Annotated in this window: 11 protein-coding genes and 12 pseudogenes; 13 read left to right on the top strand and 10 right to left on the bottom strand. The window is 24.2% G+C overall.

All coding sequences use genetic code 11. The features are described from left to right. Nucleotides 1–1,189: 1,189 nt before the first annotated feature. A pseudogene (locus HNP67_RS05985) lies at nucleotides 1,190–1,632 on the top strand (plasmid maintenance protein); the annotation flags it as partial. 1 nt (nucleotide 1,633) lies between these two features. Further along, nucleotides 1,634–1,820, top strand: a pseudogene (locus HNP67_RS07020) (P13 family porin); the annotation flags it as partial. A gap of 139 nt (nucleotides 1,821–1,959) precedes the next feature. Here the strand turns inward: HNP67_RS07020 and HNP67_RS07105 are convergent. Then, nucleotides 1,960–2,193 (bottom strand): chromosome replication/partitioning protein, encoded by a 234-nt coding sequence (locus tag HNP67_RS07105; protein WP_336509685.1) that lies wholly within the window; start codon nucleotides 2,191–2,193, stop codon nucleotides 1,960–1,962. Continuing rightward, nucleotides 2,190–2,456 carry a chromosome replication/partitioning protein gene (locus HNP67_RS07100; protein WP_272872308.1) on the bottom strand — a complete coding sequence of 89 codons (267 nt, stop codon included), beginning with the start codon at nucleotides 2,454–2,456 and terminating at the stop codon, nucleotides 2,190–2,192. The genes HNP67_RS07105 and HNP67_RS07100 overlap by 4 nt, the downstream gene beginning before the upstream one ends. Before the next feature lie 749 nt (nucleotides 2,457–3,205). On the opposite strand from HNP67_RS07100, the gene HNP67_RS07015 reads away from it, so the two are divergent. Then, on the top strand, nucleotides 3,206–3,658 hold the full coding sequence (locus HNP67_RS07015; protein WP_236845745.1) for a hypothetical protein: 453 nt from the start codon (nucleotides 3,206–3,208) through the stop codon (nucleotides 3,656–3,658). Between the two features lie 784 nt (nucleotides 3,659–4,442). Here the strand turns inward: HNP67_RS07015 and HNP67_RS05970 are convergent. Together HNP67_RS05970 and HNP67_RS05965 are read right to left on the bottom strand one after the other, a co-directional pair. Continuing rightward, entirely contained in the window at nucleotides 4,443–5,057 is a 615-nt protein-coding gene (locus HNP67_RS05970) for an isochorismatase family protein (RefSeq protein ID WP_336509687.1), read from the bottom strand. Nucleotides 5,058–5,469: 412 nt separating this feature from the next. Continuing rightward, nucleotides 5,470–6,109: pseudogene (locus HNP67_RS05965) on the bottom strand (plasmid maintenance protein); the annotation flags it as partial. A gap of 378 nt (nucleotides 6,110–6,487) precedes the next feature. Here HNP67_RS05965 and HNP67_RS05960 point away from each other — a divergent pair. From HNP67_RS05960 to HNP67_RS05945, 4 genes and pseudogenes are all read left to right on the top strand, one after another. Next, a pseudogene (locus HNP67_RS05960) lies at nucleotides 6,488–7,401 on the top strand (ERF family protein). Between the two features lie 121 nt (nucleotides 7,402–7,522). Then, nucleotides 7,523–8,038 carry an Erp family outer-surface lipoprotein gene (locus HNP67_RS05955; RefSeq protein ID WP_184125551.1) on the top strand — a complete coding sequence of 172 codons (516 nt, stop codon included), beginning with the start codon at nucleotides 7,523–7,525 and terminating at the stop codon, nucleotides 8,036–8,038. A gap of 27 nt (nucleotides 8,039–8,065) precedes the next feature. Then, a pseudogene (locus HNP67_RS07270) lies at nucleotides 8,066–9,070 on the top strand (ErpC protein). A gap of 128 nt (nucleotides 9,071–9,198) precedes the next feature. Then, nucleotides 9,199–9,526, top strand: a pseudogene (locus tag HNP67_RS05945) (DUF603 domain-containing protein); the annotation flags it as partial. 255 nt (nucleotides 9,527–9,781) lie between these two features. On the opposite strand, the pseudogene HNP67_RS07010 reads toward HNP67_RS05945, so the two are convergent. From HNP67_RS07010 to HNP67_RS05920, 6 genes and pseudogenes are all read right to left on the bottom strand, one after another. Continuing rightward, a pseudogene (locus tag HNP67_RS07010) lies at nucleotides 9,782–10,241 on the bottom strand (DUF244 domain-containing protein); the annotation flags it as partial. A gap of 472 nt (nucleotides 10,242–10,713) precedes the next feature. After that, a pseudogene (locus HNP67_RS07265) lies at nucleotides 10,714–10,912 on the bottom strand (Bdr family repetitive protein); the annotation flags it as partial. A 69-nt stretch (nucleotides 10,913–10,981) separates the two neighbouring features. Further along, nucleotides 10,982–11,416 (bottom strand): chromosome replication/partitioning protein, encoded by a 435-nt coding sequence (locus HNP67_RS05935; RefSeq protein WP_236845746.1) that lies wholly within the window; start codon nucleotides 11,414–11,416, stop codon nucleotides 10,982–10,984. A gap of 163 nt (nucleotides 11,417–11,579) precedes the next feature. Continuing rightward, nucleotides 11,580–12,326: pseudogene (locus tag HNP67_RS05930) on the bottom strand (ParA family protein). Then, nucleotides 12,323–12,778 (bottom strand): annotated as a pseudogene (locus HNP67_RS05925) (DUF226 domain-containing protein); the annotation flags it as partial. The pseudogenes HNP67_RS05925 and HNP67_RS05930, both read right to left, overlap by 4 nt. After that, nucleotides 12,771–12,971: pseudogene (locus HNP67_RS05920) on the bottom strand (plasmid maintenance protein); the annotation flags it as partial. The pseudogenes HNP67_RS05920 and HNP67_RS05925, both read right to left, overlap by 8 nt. A 348-nt stretch (nucleotides 12,972–13,319) precedes the next feature. Here HNP67_RS05920 and HNP67_RS05915 point away from each other — a divergent pair. The 6 genes and pseudogenes from HNP67_RS05915 to HNP67_RS05890 all read left to right on the top strand — a co-directional run. Then, on the top strand, nucleotides 13,320–14,363 hold the full coding sequence (locus HNP67_RS05915) for a plasmid maintenance protein (protein ID WP_184125549.1): 1,044 nt from the start codon (nucleotides 13,320–13,322) through the stop codon (nucleotides 14,361–14,363). A 39-nt stretch (nucleotides 14,364–14,402) separates the two neighbouring features. Then, nucleotides 14,403–14,966 carry a DUF226 domain-containing protein gene (locus tag HNP67_RS05910; RefSeq protein WP_184125547.1) on the top strand — a complete coding sequence of 188 codons (564 nt, stop codon included), beginning with the start codon at nucleotides 14,403–14,405 and terminating at the stop codon, nucleotides 14,964–14,966. Continuing rightward, nucleotides 14,942–15,700 (top strand): ParA family protein, encoded by a 759-nt coding sequence (locus tag HNP67_RS05905; RefSeq protein WP_184125545.1) that lies wholly within the window; start codon nucleotides 14,942–14,944, stop codon nucleotides 15,698–15,700. The genes HNP67_RS05910 and HNP67_RS05905 overlap by 25 nt, the downstream gene beginning before the upstream one ends. Nucleotides 15,701–15,716: 16 nt before the next feature. Next, nucleotides 15,717–16,298, top strand: a complete 582-nt coding sequence (locus tag HNP67_RS05900; protein WP_184125543.1) for a chromosome replication/partitioning protein — start codon at nucleotides 15,717–15,719, stop codon at nucleotides 16,296–16,298. An 814-nt stretch (nucleotides 16,299–17,112) separates the two neighbouring features. Then, complete coding sequence (locus tag HNP67_RS05895) at nucleotides 17,113–17,622, top strand: hypothetical protein (protein WP_184125541.1); 510 nt, start codon at nucleotides 17,113–17,115, stop codon at nucleotides 17,620–17,622. A gap of 12 nt (nucleotides 17,623–17,634) precedes the next feature. Further along, nucleotides 17,635–17,947: pseudogene (locus HNP67_RS05890) on the top strand (virulence-associated protein BptA); the annotation flags it as partial.

The raw sequence follows: 17,947 nt of genomic DNA, 5'->3' as shown, positions 1-17,947 counted from the left end.
AGTTAAAGTTTAGGGCCAATATACTTTATACTAATAAAAAATTATATATATAATTTTTTATTAGTATAAAGTATATTGGCCCTAAACTTTAACTTGAATTTTCAATAAATCACTAACTTTATCCCAAAAAGTAAAATCTTTAAATTTTTGAAAATTATTAATAGGCAATTTTAAAAATTTGTTACAATTTTATCAATTCGATTTTTATTTTTAAATATTATCTATATAATTACACTATGAGCAACCCTATAGTTGAAAAAAAATTAAAATTAGCAGCTAAACAAACATGCAAATTGTTTATTCTTATCTTTACAATACACAAGATTAATCTAATATTAAGAAATTATCATCAAAAAACTCTATTCAAATTTTACAACGAAAATCTAAAAAAAACAATCAAAATTCTATTAATCTAACAACAATGAAAAAATACCTCAATATATTAGAAAACAAAACAAAAGTCATAACCAAATTTTATCCTAATAAAAATTCTATATCTAATATATATTATAAAATTAATTTTGCCTCTCAAAAAGCTTTTTTTAATATAGGGAGTCACACTATTTTTACTTTTTTAAAAAAATTATTATAAATCAAGTTTGTACAAAAACTTGCAACTTGCCACAACAATTTACAATAAGATTATATAAACAAACAATTTTTTTACAAATTACTCGAGTCAAGTAATTTAAATTTTGAGGATGCATAATTTTAAATAATTAATAATAAAAATTTTCGGAGCACCCTGAAACATTTTTTTAAAAAAATAAGTTAAATTAACTTAATACACAATATGATAAAAAAATATGGGAATTACAAAACTAACCCCCCCGTTTTATAATTAAAAATCAACAATATAACACCCATATAATGCAAATTAGGAAAATCAGTATTACATAAAATTGCTAAGGGGGCTTTAAAGTATTCTCTTTTAAAGAGATTGCTATAAGCCCTTATACAATTGAAAGCGTGTTAATCATTTAACTTAGATATCTTAAACGATATATAAATTCACATATATGTTGTACACTAAATCAAAATTATAATCTAGATATATTAATAATATATAATTTTCAAAATCGCAGTCACTAAAACTTTAAAAGTCAATATTTATAAAAGTATTTACTTTTAAAGCAAATTCATTTCCACTAATAAGTGGAAGCGATAAACTATTCTAAAGGATACTTAAATGGATTGTAACTTAGCAAATAAAAATACCGTAAATTACCACAATAAAATTCAACATAAATTAATAGTTCTTATCTCAACACTATACTTTTTAAATAACAAAAATCAAAAATACACCTAAAACACCATATTATATTATTTCAATGAAAATCTAAAAAAAATGGTCAAGCTATCTCTACACTAAGAACTATGCAAAAACATCTTTACAAATTAGAAAAAGTATTTAAAGTCACAACTAACTACTATCAACACATGGGTGTAAATTTTGGGACTGAAATTTATTATAAACTTAATTATCCCAAAAAAGATTGTTACCATAAGATAAACAAATACTTTATAGAAAAAAATTTTAAGATTTAAAAAAAGAATTGACAACTATTTTAACAACAACTCTACTAAAAAATGGATAGTGTACAATCCGACGAGTGTTTTAATAATAATAACACTAACGGGTATAGGGAGGCTTATGACTGCAGCATCCTACATCACTGGAATTTATTATTCCATTTACATTTGCAAACAAGTACAACGCTAATCTTAAAAAAAGACTCGACATTGCGTTTGCGGGGTTTGGACCCAATTTTAATATTGGAATAAACGGATTTCAACTGTCCTCTAAAAAAAGTTATTAAAAAATATAAGATAATAACTCTTGCAATCTAATAATAAATAGGTTTTAAATTGACAATTAGGATCGCATTAATTTAAAAACACAATCGCTAATAATTGCACAAAAATTGTTTAAATTTTGCAAGTGTTTGCTTATGTATTTTACTTTGTTTTTTTTAAATTTAAATCATGATATCCTTTAAATATTTTGTTTAAATAATCTTTATCACTAGAAAAAATCTTATCCAATAAATACCCCGTAAATCTAGCATTGCTTTTATAGAAATCGTAACTATCTTGTCTTTTAAGCTGGAATTTTAATGGTTTTATTGAATTTTGATTTGGCTTTTTATCTACCACCTCTTTTGATTTTATATTTCTATAAATTTCTATCACCCGTCTCTAATTTCTTTTATACTTACGTCTCCTTTCAAAACCTGTTCATATATTTTTAAATATAAATAAGCTTGGGTTCTCGCAATTAAAAATTCTTCAATAAAAAACTTGAAACTTACATGCCCATCAATACGGTAAAGTTTTTTGTTTTTTATGTTGTACAATATTTCCATGATTTTAATTTTATTTTCAATATCATTAACCATGCTCTTTTTTAAAGCATACTTATAGTTTTCATATTCTTCTTCCTCGGGAATACCCATCAAAATTAATCAAACAACTCTAAACAAACAACATTATAGTCAATATCTTTGTTAAATATAAAGAAAAAATATTTTTAAAAGCATCTTTTATTTCTTTATGATACATTTCTTTTGCAGAAAACTCTAATTTTCTGCTTATAATAACTTTTATACTATTAAAAAATGAATCTTATCCTTAAGATATACACTATATTCTTTATAAAGCAAATCCTCCACTTCTTTTATCATTTTTCTATTTTTTATAAACTGGTTCTATACAATAGAAATATTGTATATTTTCTCTCTAAATTTTGTAATATCATTAACTACATTAATTAAAATAGTAAAACTTTCTATTGACTATATTTCTATCTGAAATAGAACTATAATACAATCCACAACATTTTAGATATTTCTCAAGAGAAAATCTAAACTAGAGTAAATATCTCAATTTGAATACCAATAAGCAAAATCATGGAAAAGCAGCAACCACACTAAAATATGGGATTATTATTTTAAATAATAAATTTTATTTAGTATTTTAAAATAGTTAACATAATAAAGAATTATTTAATATTATTGAAAAGATAATACCTGTTTTAAAAGTTTTAAAAATAACATTTTAAAAAGTTATAGACCATATTATAAAAAGATACGGGAAATTAATGATGCTTTTAATATTAGTAAATTTACATTGAATAGTCAAATATTTAATAGGTTAAAATTAAAAGATAGGTTTAATATTGAGTAATAAATAAAGTTTTATTTTATTGAAAAATAATAGCAACAATAAAGATCACTTATTGCAAGACGTACAAAGTGTAAAAAATATTAATTCAAAATCTGATTGGAAAAGCAATCTTAAACTTAGCAATGAAGAAATTAATACATTAACTTTTTTTGTTAATGCCTTAAAAGATGAATTACCAAAAGGGCATAGTGCACCTCATTTTAATATTTATCTAAAAGGAGATGTATCCCAAATAGAAGAGTATGTTAAAAGGTTTTTATTCAAACTGAAAGATAGGAGTAAAATTAAAGAACTGCTCAGCTATATCAAACATGGTAGAGATAATCGGCCTAATGTAGAGGGTAGAGATGAAAATCTTAATATGGATGCCAAAGAACATTATAGAATAGAAAGCAGACTTGCCAGTGTTTTTGATAGTTATTTTATGTTATTAAATCCTCCATCTACTCAAGCAGATATAATACAAAATTGAGAGTTGGTGGACCCGATATTGACCCTGAAGATAAGATATTTAATGAAATCAAAAATGTGTGTTATGAGTTTAGAAGTTAATTGGCCAATATAATAATATGCTATTATTATACTTTGAAAAGTAATATATATATTCAAATAAAAGACTACTAATTAAGCTCTTTAAAAAAATTATGAGCATAACAAGTAAATTTTTTTCTGCTCTATAAAAAGTTAAAAACATGTAATAAATAATTCGTCCATTTCTTTTAAGGAGTACACTAAAATAATGCAACTCATTATTTTAGTGTACTTTAATATTTGCTATTAACATAAGCTAGTGTTGAAACAAGAACATGAATTTGCATTGCAATTTATTCTGATAAGACTACTTTTTAAGTTTGTTAAATAAGATTTTTGCATTTTTTGTTCTTATTTATGTTTCTATATATAACTTTGATTTAAAATCAACCCTATTTATATAAAAAATATGTTAGATAAATTTATAGTCGAAGGATTTTTCAATCTTTTGCTAAAAACACATTAATTTTGGTTATAAATTGAGCGTTACTGCAAGAATAGAAATTCTACAAGCTTGAACTTAGATTTGTTATTTACTTGTGTCATTTTTAATAAAATTAGGAGTCAATTAATTTTTTTGTTAAAAACGCTCTAGCAAGATGGCCTGATTTTAAAATCTAAGAAACCATTATAATAACACAATCTATTTTATGATCTTTAATTTGGAAATAGTAGTTTTCCATCATTCAATATTTTTGAATTGCCTTTTTTAGATTAAGCTTATTTTAGTTGTTGTCGAATATGTCTTTAGAAAAACAGGTTGATACATTAAGCCTTTTAAGCTCCTGAATTATTAATTCGGGAGTAGATGTTATGCTTCTTGTAGCATCTATTATTAGAAAGACTTGAAATCCTAAGTTAATTGCATCAAGTATTGTTTCTTTTACACAAAAATCTAATGCTAATCCCGCAATAAACAATGTATTGATTGAATTGTTTTTCAGATAAAGCTGAAGGCCCGTTTGTTTTGTTTTAATACAATCATCATAAAATCCACTATAACTATCGTAATATCGATCAGTACCTTTTAAAAAAACCTTTTTTATTCTTTTTGTATCTAGATCGTTAGGAAACTCTGATCCCCAAGTATTCTTGACACAATGTTCAGGCCAAATACCCCCATTTTTATTATTAGAAAAGCTTACATGATTTTTACAATGCCAATCTTTGGTAGCAACAATGTTTTTGAAATAATTTTGAAGTTGGTTGATCAAAAGAATTATTTCATTACTATTAGATACTGGCAAAGCACCTGATTCTAAAAAATCATTTTGTACATCTATTAAAACAAGGGCACTATTTTGTGTTATTTTTAAAATAAAATCCTCCTTAAGAGATATTTAATAGAAGATATAATCCTGTTATATTGGACAATATTAATCGATATAATTTACAGCAATAATTTATTTAGTTAAAACAAGAATTTTTATCTTAAAACTACCTAAATAAAACATAAAGTCCATATGGTTCTAATTTTTTTTTTAGTTAACTATTATTGATATTAAAACCTGAATTACAAATGTTAAAAAAACAAGCACTCCAGAAATTATGTTCTATATTATAAACACTCTTTTATAATATAATTATAGTACAATAATACATTACACTATAATTATATTTATATAATCCAGATATTAATTGCCATATTATGTGGTGTTAATAGATTAAAACCTTATACATATCTTTTATTTTTCAGCAGAATTACTGCAGAATATGCTCCACATAAGGAAAATTTAAACATTAGCGAACATGTATATTAAAACTTCTTATTAGTTCAATTTCAACTTGTTTTATAATTTTCATTATGTCAATTTTTGTTTTTTTATTAATATCTAAATTTAAAATTGAAAGAAATTTTTTAGATTTAAAGTTACATTTATTGAAATAGTTTTTTATTTGATATTTTTCTATTTGGTTATTTCTTTTTTCTTCTTTTATATTAATATTTTTATTATTTAGACACTCAACTAATTCTACACTACTATGTTTATTAACATTGTCTTTAAAATAGTTATTGACTCTAAATTTAAATCTAGAGTCTTTTTTTTTCTTTAAAGTACTTGTTGATTTTAAGGTAACATTCTTTTTTAGGATAATTAAGCTTATAGTAAATTTCAGTTCCACAATTTACTCACAAATGTTGGTAGTAGTTAGTTGTGACTTTGAATTCTTTTTCTAATTTGTAAAGATAATTTTGCATATTTTTTAGCTTAGTGGGAGCTTGACCATTTCTATTAAGATTTTCATTAAAGTAATAGAGTATGTTTTTTTGAGTGTATTTCTTATTTTTTTTGTTTAGGGAATCTAGCGTTGAGACAAGAACTATTAATTTGTATTGATGCTTATTGTAGCAACGTGGGCTTTTTTTATTGATATTGACATAACCGTCAATCTCCTTTGCTAATTATAAATAATTAGCAATTACTACTATAATGCATAATTTTGATTTAAAAGTAAATACTTTTCTAAAAAAATATTAGATTTTAATTATTAATCTTATTAATTCAATACACTTTATGTAATTTGGTAAAAAGATACATTAATTTTAATTTGAAGTTGTCCTATACTAAAGTAACGTAGTTGTTAAAATATTGACATTTGCGACTATCTTTGTTAGTAATTTGCAAAAATAATATAAGGGTTTAGCGAAGTTCTTTTAGTAGAGGATTTAGCTAAGCCCTAATTTTTTTACAAAAATTTTTGTAAAAAAATTGTTAAAAATAGTTTTTGATATATACTTGCTTATAACTAATAAAAGAAGTTGACCGTTATGTCAAATGCTTCAAACAAAAATAATCCACAAGAAAATATTCAAGTAAAAATTAACTTTAAAAGAGATATGAAAACCCCAAGAATGAACTTATCAGGTATTGATAAAAATCTTAAAGACTGTGGCTATAAGTATCAGAATTCCAGCGAAATAGTTAGAGAAATTAAAAACGTTATTATTAAGCACGATTTAGAGCCTGATTTTGAACAATTTTCAACTTTTACAGTTGTAGATGGTCAAAAAGTTCTCCACGTTGTTAGGACTACATTTTGCAGCAAAAGCGGCGATTATGAATACTGATACACCAATTCTTACAGAAAATTTACAATGGAACAATGAAAATGGACCTAAAAATGTAAATATATTACTACAACTTATAAGCTTATCTATTACTTATTTTAAAAGATATGCTTTAGTTATGTATCTTAACATAGAAAGTGAGGTGGATACTGATGTAGCGTCTATTTACAATAATTATGAAAACGGTAATTTTATGCCTAGAAAACCAGCTAGTGTTAATCAAGAATAAAAAAAAGACATAAATCAAGAAAAAAACTCAAATAAAAAACTTTAATAAAAAGTTGGAAACCGGTAAGTTTTATTGCCATGAAATTTTTAAAGATGCACTGGTTAATATAAAAAATTGGGTAAATGAAGGTAAACAAAAAAGCAACATAAATGGACTTATTCGAACATTATGTGTTGATAATAATGATGCTTTATCTGATCTTCTTAATAACAACAATGCTGAGCTTAAGAGTATAGAATATTGGGGAGGCTTTATAAAAGACTATTTCAATAAAACCAATAAATTCAATGATCTAAATAGGCTTGAAGTATTTATATCTGATAAGCATGTTGTTTATGGTACAAGCGTATTAAAATTCTTTTGCATGTTAAAAGAAGAAAGATAATTTAATTGTATATTTGTAGCATAGATACAGTAAAAATGTAATAAAACTAGATATTTAATAAATCCTTAAAAAATTGCAATTATTATGTATTGTGTTATGTTTAAGGGTTAGGGAGTGACTTATGAAAAAAAAAATAAGAATGTTTATTATTTATGTTATTTTTGCTTTGATAATTTCTTGCGAAAATTTTAGAGGTAGTTTAAGTAAACAAGAAAGTAGTAGAGATGCAATAGAATTTTGTGAATTTACTGTAAATATTAAAAATAAAAAAGACAATAATGGTAATTGGACAGACTTAGGAGCTTTAGTTGTGAGAAAAGAGGAAGATGGTATTGCAACGGGGTTAAATGCTGGGGGACATTCAGCTACATTTTTTTCATTAGAAGAGTCAGAAGTTGATAACTTTGTAAAATCAATGACTGAAGGTGGGGCTTTTAAAACTAGTTTGTATTATGGATATAATGACGAACAAAGTAGTAAAAGTGGTATCCAAAATAAAGAGATAATAACAAAAATAGGAAATATTGATGGTTCTGAACATATTATATTTTTGGGAGATAAAATTAAGGATTCTTTAGGAGATAAAGCTGCTGAATATGCAATATCACTAGAAGAGCTTAAAAAGAATTTAAAATAGAAGTTCAAAGTACAGGAGAGAACAATTATGAATAAAAAAATGCTGATTATTTGTACTGTTTTTGTGATGATAATTTCTTGTAAGAATTATTCAGCTAATAAAGATTTAGAACAAAATGTATAAGGGAAAATTAAAGGATTTTTAGATAAAATTTTAGATCCAAAAGATAAAATTACCTTAAGTGGTCCGAAAATAAATGAAGTAGCAAAGAAATTACAAGAAGAAGAAAAAAGAGAATTAATACAGGGAGATGAACCTAATAACAGTGTATTAGGTTCGCCACCAGTATTGCCTGCAAGTAGCCATATAATATACTGATATTAAAAACAACAGGGCAAAGTGATGGTCAAAAAGAAGGAAAAGTAGAAAAGGTAAAAGTAAGCTAAAAAAGGGAAAAAAGAACAAGCTATAGTAGAAAAAGAAGCACAAGTTAATCAAGTTTAAGTTGAAAAGAAAGATAAAGCTAAAAAAGAAGGGAAAGAACAAGAAAGAAGAGAGAGAAAAAGACGAATAGAAGAAAGAAAAAAATTAAGAAAATCAAAATCAAGTGAAAATCCTCTTGAAAGAAGAACTAGGGGCAAAATTTCAATAGTTACAAAAAAAATAAACAAGATAACCAGTGATATTTATAGTATTAATCCAGAATCATTCTTTGAAGAAAGAAGCAAGTGTCTGGAAAAGAAGTTGAAGATAAGGTTACGGGCGCTATTTATGATGATATTACTGATGCGAAAACAATTGGTACTTCTATTTATGCTGAATGGGCTGACTATCTTGAAGAATAAAGGTGAATTAAAAGAGCTTATTATACAACTAGAAGAAGCTAGAACAGAATTAAGGAGAAAAATAAAAGAGAGTGATAGTAATACAAATAAAACTACTGTAAAGATTAGTGATATTAAGGGAGATTTAGAAAAATTAAAAGATTTTTTAAAAAAATTAAAAGAATATCTTCAAAGTACTGCTAATAAAGAAGAAATTCAGAAAGTTGTAAAATGTTTAATGGATCCAAATAGTGATGGTTGTGAATAGTAAATGAAATAAATATTAAACACCAGTTAATAGGTATAAGAAGTTAATAGTTTATGTTAACAATTTATTAAATTGCTTTATTATTTAGAGAAACAATTTATTAATTGTGTTACTTTAGGAGAATTTTTTTGAAAAGGGTTAAAAGATCTTTTGATGATTATGTTGCATATTTTAAAGAGGATCATTAAGTGATAGAAAAATAGCAAAGAGACTAGAAGTTTCTAAGGGAAATGTATGAAGGATGAGGCAAAAATGGACAAGTAACGAAATTTATGTTAACAAGGACTTTAGAGTAACAATTAGTAAAGACACTTTTGAACATCTTTTAGCACAAACTTTTAGATTAGAAGTTGAAGCTAGAAGAATTAGGGGAAAATTAGATTTAGAGTGCACGTTAGTTTAGAATTCGGATTTATACGCAAATTTAATAAATATTCTAGTGTTGAGCTTGCTAATACAGTTAAAAATGTAAATTACAAAAAGGTTTTTCTTGCAAGAAATTCTACTTTACATATAAAAATATCTAAAGCCAACCAACATATTTAAAACAGTATAAATATGACTGTAAAGGCAAATATTATGGAAACAGTGTCAACAAATATTGTAAATGTAAGCCAAAAATAAATATATAAAGAATTTCTTCAACTTAGTATGGAATAACTAATAGCACAAGATTTATCTAAAAGATATTATGTCTACTAAAGTTTATATACTACCCATTTTTTTGGAATAATTATATTTATTAACACCATTAGCATATTTATTTTTATACAAACCCGCTATATTATCAACTTATACTTTAACAAATTCTCTAAATCCTTGCTCTTGAGCATATATATATAAATTCTTTTCAAAAGGCATACTCATACCAAATATTTAAGCACTCTATTTATCATTAAGTCTTTTAGACTAGCACCTTCAATAAGAATATTGCCTACTTCACTAGCGCCATATTTATCAAGCTTGTTTCTTTGTACGCTAAAATCTTGATTTCGATCAAATCTAAAACACTCTTTACTGCCAATTCCTGATAATTTCTTACCTAACTTACCTAACTTACCTAACTTACCTAACTTACTTAACTTACTTAACTTACTTTTTTCTTTAATGAAAAAACTTTTTCCTCAAATACTTTACAGCTAGTAAAACTTTGTTGACTAACACATATCATTGTGGACTCTCCTTGAATATTTTCTTGTGGATTATTATATATCAAAAATTATTTTTGACAAGTTAGGATTTTAAAATAACCTTTTCCTCTTATAAATTTTTATTACACATAAATATATAACAAAAACTTTTTTTGGCGCTTTTTCCTTCAAAAATTTTTGAAGGAAAAAGCTCAGCTTAACTAAATTCTTTAATAAGAAAATTTAGTTAAGCCCCCCACTTAATTTAAAATTCCTAAAAAGGTAGTCAAAACTGCAAAATGCTCAAATAAATATACTGATTGTTGCGTATTTCAACTTAAAATTAAAATCAATTTATATTTTTACCAAATTACAACCCACTTAAATTCTTTTGATAAAAAAAAATTTAAATAAGTTGTAATTAATAATAGAATAAAAATAAAATATTACTTTATAGTAAAATCTCTCAACAATTATATTATAATACCAAAACGCAAATTATATGTTCTTCAATTACTGAATATATTGTAGATATTTCATAAATAAAGCATTCAAAATTGGTCCAAAAATTGCTGCCGTTAATATCATAAAATGTATTAGTCTGTTCCCCATATTAAGATCTCTACGCAAATTCTTTACTATTTTCAATCTTATTGGTAAGTTCACTTTTTACACTATCAATCTTAGTATTTACACTATCTATTTTGACATTAAATTCATTTTTCATACTTTCTATATTGTATGTTCTGTACGCCAAATTGCTCATAAACTATCCTTTTAATTATTTATACCTTTTTAAAAATTTATTGATCAAGTCTTTTTGACTTTCAAAAAGTTCATCTAATAAAAATCCCGTAAATTTAGCATTACTTTTGTAAAAATCATAACTTTCTTTGCTTTTAAGCTCCAATCTTAATGGTTTTACTGGATTTTGTTTTAATTTTTTAACCGTATCTGAATTACTATTTCTTAAAAAGATTATAGTTTCTTTAATTCCATTTTCTAATAAAAAAAGTTCTTCTATTGCGCCATTTTCTATAACTGATGCTATCTTTAAATATTCATAAGTTTGACTTTTAGCTAACTTATATTTTTTTATAAAAGCATCAAAACTTTTATAACCATCAAGTTTATAGTATTCATTATCTTTTATTTCTTTCAAAATTTTCATACTTTCTATTTTATTATAGATTTCCTTTTGAAAATTAGATTTCAAACGTTCTTTCAACAAATTATAATGCTTTATATTTCATCTTTATTGCTTAATTCCTTTTTTATTTCCTTTTTTGATATTACCCTATCGTTTATTTTTATTCCTACATCCATAATTAATCTCCTATCTTTTTGTTAAAAAAATTCATCCAACTATCGGACAAATTTCATATTTTTAAAATAAAATTATTTAAAACGCTATCATACTCCTTTATATAATCTCTATCTAAATCAAACCTATCATTTTTTGCTATTCTCCTATTTAAATCTTCAAGTTCTGATATTATCCCCAAAAACTTTTCTTTTTTTTTGCAATATTTCTAATAAATCTTTATGTGTTTTATTTTTTTAAAAATTTTGTTACAAATAAAAATACTTTCGGTTTCAACTTTAATTTATCTGTAAAAAACTCTAATAGCTGTAAACTTTCAATAGTCCACTTCTCTGCAATCATTGGAACTATGACATGTTTACTAACAACTAAAGCATTGGATAATGTAGAATCTAAATGAGGATTAGTATCAAGTATAATATAATCATATTTAAATTTTAAATATTTAAAGCTATTCTTTAACCTATGTTCCTTATAAGACAAAGGTTCTTCACTAAAAGTGTGCAAACTTAAATAGCTTGGCAATAAATCAAAATTATTATCAGCGTTAATAATTACATCATTTATTAATTGATTTCCTTTTAAAACCTCATATATATTTTTTCCAAGCAAATCAAATTCATTTTCTATTAATGTTTTATAAAAATAACTAGTAACTGATGCCTGAGTATCCATATCAATTAAAAGAACTTTATTATTTTTTGATAACAAAGTCGCTAAAATTATCACGCTTGTGCTTTTACCAACCAACACTGCCCTTAATTGACACAATTGTTATTATTTTAGGTTTTTTATTATCTATTTTATTAACGGTCCTTGTTCGGGGTATCTTTTCCCATAAAATTTATATACTTGTTGCTCCAAATCTGTAAACATACTAAATAGTATTTTATTTTATTGATTATTTGTTCTTTTTTTTATCTAACAAACAATACAGTCCCTTGAAGCAGCAAAAAAACACTTACGTGTTTAAATCTAAACTCCATATAATATGTCCTTGCCAATACATACACTTTTCTAGTCCCGTTTAATTGATACTTTATTAAGGTTTTTTTATTGGTTTTCTATATCCATAGAAAATGCCAATAAACTTATCCCCTTCTTTAATGGAATACAAATGAGTTTCTTCAACAATTCTTTCCCCATTAAATAATGCTTGCGATGATAATCTAAATTCGTGTTTTTTTTATAAACCCCAAATTTGTAAATATCCATCATTATTTTTGTATGGTACATTACTTTAGCATTTTCTTTTTATAATATCTAAATCTTTATATTTATGATTCTCAATAATAAAATGTGGTTTAAACTTGTAAGTTTGATATATTTTTTGGAAATTTATTTCTAATTGATCGTTATTGTATCCATTTTTTTCTAATTGTTTTTGAGTATTTTTTAGAATTTGTTTTAATTTAATTTGCTTATTTTTAAAGCAGTCCCTATTTAATATTATATTAGACTTTAAAATTAAAAGTATAATTGCTAATCTTACTAAAAATAAACAAACTTAGCATGACTAATTATTTAAAAATAATAAAAACTTAATTGCCATGCATTACAAAAAATCCATTTCAAGATGCTAAAACCAATAGCTCCCAGTATAATTTTTCTAATTCCAATATATTTTTTTGATTATAGCTAAATAGTAGCTTTAACCATAATAAAAACCTATTTTATAACATCACACAATATAAAAAATTTTTATTTTTATTTTTAGTGTCAAACTTTACTTATCTGAAAAATTGCTTTATTATGTAAGAAAGTATAAAAACCATCCGAAGTTGAGGAGGCAAAAATGAAGGTTAATAAATCCCTACAAGTACAAAGTAAATATCAACACAAGCTAATTGTTTTAATTGCAACACTTGAGTATATTAATAAAAATAAAAAAAAATACAACCAATCAGACATTCTTTATTGTTTTAACAGCAACTTAAAGCGTAACGGACAAAAAGAAGTTTCAATCAAAACACTTCGAAACTACTTTTATAAACTAGAAAAGCTTAATATTTCTATTAACTACCATAGACATCTGGGTATTAACATGGGCACTGAAATCTACTATGCTCTTAGGTATTCTAAAAAAGACTGCTACAGCCTACTAAACCAATACTTCAAAGATAAAAAAACAGAAAGATTTCAAAGGCGCGTTAATTCATATATTACAATAAATTATAATCAAAAGGGCAATGTAAAAAATGGGGAGTGTACTAATAATAAATATAATAAAGAAGAAAAAGAAAATAAGATAAGAACACAAAAAAACAAACTTAAATTAAAAAAATATGCAAAAAAATGTAATTTTGGTGATGAAATTTCCTCTTTAATTATCAACCTTAACTTAAAAAAAGAAACAACTATAAAGTTTTTCAAACTTATCAGCAAAGAAAAATACTATTTCAAAAAAGAAACCAAAGTTAATTTACAAAAGACATTACAAAAAAAAAGAGAAGATTTAATCCTAATTCTAAAAAACACAGAAAAAAATTTAATAAATGAAGGCTATGAAAAAGAAAAAATAAAAATACAAATACAAAACATATATCAAGAATATAAAGACAAACCCCATTTTATATTAGAAAGCAATAAATACAAAGACTTTAGTCAAATTATAAAAAAAATAAGGTATGATATTAATAACCTTGAAAATCGAAAAGACAAAGATATTATGAAAACTAATATATATAACATACTTTTAGACCAATTACATAATAAAACAAAAACAACAAATTTAAAATCCAAAATTAAAGAATACTTAAATAAACAAAATAAACTTGAATATAAAAAAATATTTAATAATCAATACTATAATGAAATTATAGAAATGACAGAGTCGTAAAACAGCTATAAAGATAACTATGTAAATTAAGAGTTTAAAATGAAGAGTGTAATAGAGAAACTTAAAAGAAAGAAAAAAGAAATAATAAAAAAAAGCAGAAAAAAAGAAATTTTTATCAAAAAAGAAATTCTAAACGAAAGAACAATATACCACACTAAAATGCTAATGGACTTATACAAATTTGAAATAAATAGGTACAAAGAAAACAAATTTTCAATTCTTTTTAGAGAATTATTTAACCAGGAAAAATTCGAAGGATTTAATTTATTCTCAACAAAGGAAAATGACAAATTTTTAGGAATTTTTTATGGATACAGAAAGCCTATAAAAAATATTATTACAAAATACAAAGTTAACGGTACTGTAAAATCATATACATTTTCCAAAATATATTATATAGAGTTCAAATTTAAAAAAGGTAGTGTGTTTTGTTATTTAAGAAGTCTTGCTAGATTAATCAAAAAAGAAAAAATTAATAAAAAATATTTCCAAGCGTTTATTGATATGTTAAATAGGTTAGAAAAAAAAGTATACGAGTTTTATTGTAAAGAATTACCAAATGGAGGAATTATAAATAAATGGATAGAAAAAACACTAAAATAATTGCAATTGGTTCAATTAAAGGAGGTGTTGGCAAAAGCACAAGCGCTATTATCTTTTCAACACTCTTGTCTAAAAAGTATAAAGTTCTTTTAATTGATGCTGATCCACAGGCATCAACCACTAGTTATTTTTCAGATCTCTTAGAAGAACAAGGAGTAGACGTTTCAAAACAAAATATTTATGAGGTATTAATAGATAAAAAAAATATAAATTCTTCCACCTTTAGATTAAATAATAATTTATGTATATTACCTAGTTATATATATTTATACCTTTTTTATGATGATAACATTCCATTCAAAGAAACAAGATTAAAAGATAATTTAAAATTATTAAAACATAAATACGATTATATAATAATAGACACTAGTCCTAGTTTAGGGATTATTTTAACAAATGTACTAGTTGTAAGCAATTATATAATAATTCCAATGACCGCTCAAAAATGGTCAGTTGAAAGTTTACAACTATTAGAATTTGCCCTAAAGAGATTAAAACTGAAAATACCTATTTTTCCAATGGTAACTAATTTTAAGAAAAACAATACCTATAAACACTTATTAGAATTAATAAGCAAAGACGATAATTTTTTAGGTTTTATTCATGAACGTGAAGACTTAAACAAAAGGATAGCAGAGAACGACACTTTTGATTTAAATAAAGATTATATAAAAGAATATGAAATTACACTTGAAAAATTTTTCCAGTTATCGGAAAAATTTTTAACTTCATGATACATAAGGAAATAAAATGAATGTAAAATTTAAATATATGAATATAAAGATAAAGGATCGTATCAATACTAACAAAAATCAAAATAAAATTGAAATTAATTTTGATGAAGATAAAATGGAACGATTTCTATTTTTAAAAGAAAGGCTAATAATCAACTTCCAAAAAGAAATTCATAATAAAATAGAAACAATGAAAATCTTAAAAGAGATTAAAGATAAAGAATATTATAAGCTAGATGGTTATCAAAACTTTGAAATGTTTACTAGGAACTATAAAATAGCAAAAAGCCAGGCTTATGAATATTTAAGAATAGCAAATGCAATAGAAGAAGGATTGATTCAAGAGACAGACATAATCGAAAATGGCATACAAAATTCTTTATTTTTCTTAAAGGATAAAAAAGGATTGAAAGTTAAAAAATCCAATCGAAATTTTATTAAGCCATTAAGATTTCAGCTTAAAACAGAAAATGCATACATATATTACAAATCAAAAGCAAGATTTACTAGTTTTTTGTTAGAAAAATTACTTAAAGATAAAGAAGAATTGCTTAATGAGATTATGAAAGAATATAAGGAATATAAAAAATATAATTAAAATTTAGTATAGATAATTATGTGTGCAGAATATGAAACTATAGTTATTTGGATAATATACATATTATTTAAAAATAATATATTGATTTTAACACTATATATAACGTATAATATTAACAAGTGGTGCTATTAAATGTAAGCATCCTTAACTTTGGTCGATGTCTGTTTTATAGGGCTTAAGATAAGTATTCTTTTTTTAAGAATACTTATGGTTAGGCCCTATGTAATTTTGTGCTAATAATAATGAAATCATAAAAGAATTGTTATTTAAAAATTGCTACGCTAATATTAAATTTTAAATTAGAGTTAAATTTGGCTTGCCAGGAAAACAACCAAAAATTATATAATCAACATATTGGAGGATTCCTAGAGTGATTTACTTGTTTTTTTCCTACTATTCTTGACAATTTTAAAGAAGCTTTCTTAGAAATTTTCTCTAGTTGTTGGAGTTGTTTTAACCCCAAATGTGTTTTTTGATAATATCAAAGGGATACTATTTTAATAGAAATAACATAATAACCCTCCAAACCAAAAATAGGGTTTTCAGCAATATTTATCTAAATAAATAGAATGCTTTTTTATTAAGCCTTAAGGCTTAATCCTATAAAGAATTAAAAACTAAGACAAACTGCTCGAAGCAAAACTTGTGGATCATATTTTTTTTGATGAATGACTATTCTTAAAAAAGAACCCATAAACTAAAATTAGTAAGTTATTTCTATGATCTTTAATCTAAAAGCAATAGTTCACAAAAGAGAAATTTAAATTTTTTATTCTATTTATTTCTTCTTTAGAATAGTATAATAATAAAAGGTATGAAAGCAATAGTATTGTTGATTTCTTTTTTATTAATTCCCAACAATTTTATTTTTTCTAGTGAAGCATCTGAAGAAGTTGTTATTTTAAATGATAGTAATAGATATGATTTTGGTTTAATTCTTAAATTAAAAACTCAATTTGGATCCTTTACTTTAAGGCATTATCACGAAGGATACATAGATTTAGATTTTAAGATACAAATTGTGAATAGCACAGAGATTGTATTTAAAAAGGTATATATTAATGGGGTTTCTGTTATAGACAATCCAATCAATGCCCGCTCTCGCTTTATTGACGGGGTTAATTATTTTAATTTTGATATGAGTTTCTTTGAACACAATGAAAAAATAAATAAAATAAGAAATTTGGCAGAAGAAAATGGAATTGATGTGTACGTTGAATGTTTTGATGAGATAAATAATGAGAAAAAAAAGTATTCTTTCAAGGCAAGTAGGAAAAATAGTGCGCATTTTTATAGTGCATTTGATATGATTTTTCATGAGTAGGACAGATTATTAATGGGTAAAATATTATTTTTTGGGCTGCTATCAATTTGTATTTTTTTAGTTTTCTTTTTTTACAAACAAAAAGAAAACAATGTTATTTATAATAAAATTGTTGAAAAGTTTGAAGATACTGTTTTTATCGATGAAACCTATACACATCTTTTTAAAGATAGTAATTTGAAAGAATTGGTTTTTATAAAATCGCAGCTTACAATTCCTGAGCTTGAGCATAAAAAGATGATAAAAGCGACAGGTTATCGTGCAGATGCTTATAGGGCGTTATCTATCGTTTATAAGTTTGATTTTAAAGTGCACGACAATAAAA

It is taken from the genome of Borreliella californiensis (assembly GCF_014205885.1).
GTDB classification, from domain to species: domain Bacteria; phylum Spirochaetota; class Spirochaetia; order Borreliales; family Borreliaceae; genus Borreliella; species Borreliella californiensis.
This window is presented reverse-complemented; position numbering and strand designations above follow the sequence as displayed.

Excerpts from the sequence above, each read along its gene's own strand:
- HNP67_RS05905 (WP_184125545.1), top strand. The coding sequence starts at position 14,942 with ATGGATAGAAAAAACACTAAAATAATTGCAATTGGTTCAATTAAAGGA.
- HNP67_RS05910 (WP_184125547.1), top strand. The coding sequence starts at position 14,403 with ATGAAGAGTGTAATAGAGAAACTTAAAAGAAAGAAAAAAGAAATAATA.
- HNP67_RS05915 (WP_184125549.1), top strand. The coding sequence starts at position 13,320 with ATGAAGGTTAATAAATCCCTACAAGTACAAAGTAAATATCAACACAAG.
- HNP67_RS07100 (WP_272872308.1), bottom strand. The coding sequence starts at position 2,456 with ATGGGTATTCCCGAGGAAGAAGAATATGAAAACTATAAGTATGCTTTA.
- HNP67_RS05895 (WP_184125541.1), top strand. The coding sequence starts at position 17,113 with ATGAAAGCAATAGTATTGTTGATTTCTTTTTTATTAATTCCCAACAAT.
- HNP67_RS05955 (WP_184125551.1), top strand. The coding sequence starts at position 7,523 with ATGAAAAAAAAAATAAGAATGTTTATTATTTATGTTATTTTTGCTTTG.
- HNP67_RS05900 (WP_184125543.1), top strand. The coding sequence starts at position 15,717 with ATGAATGTAAAATTTAAATATATGAATATAAAGATAAAGGATCGTATC.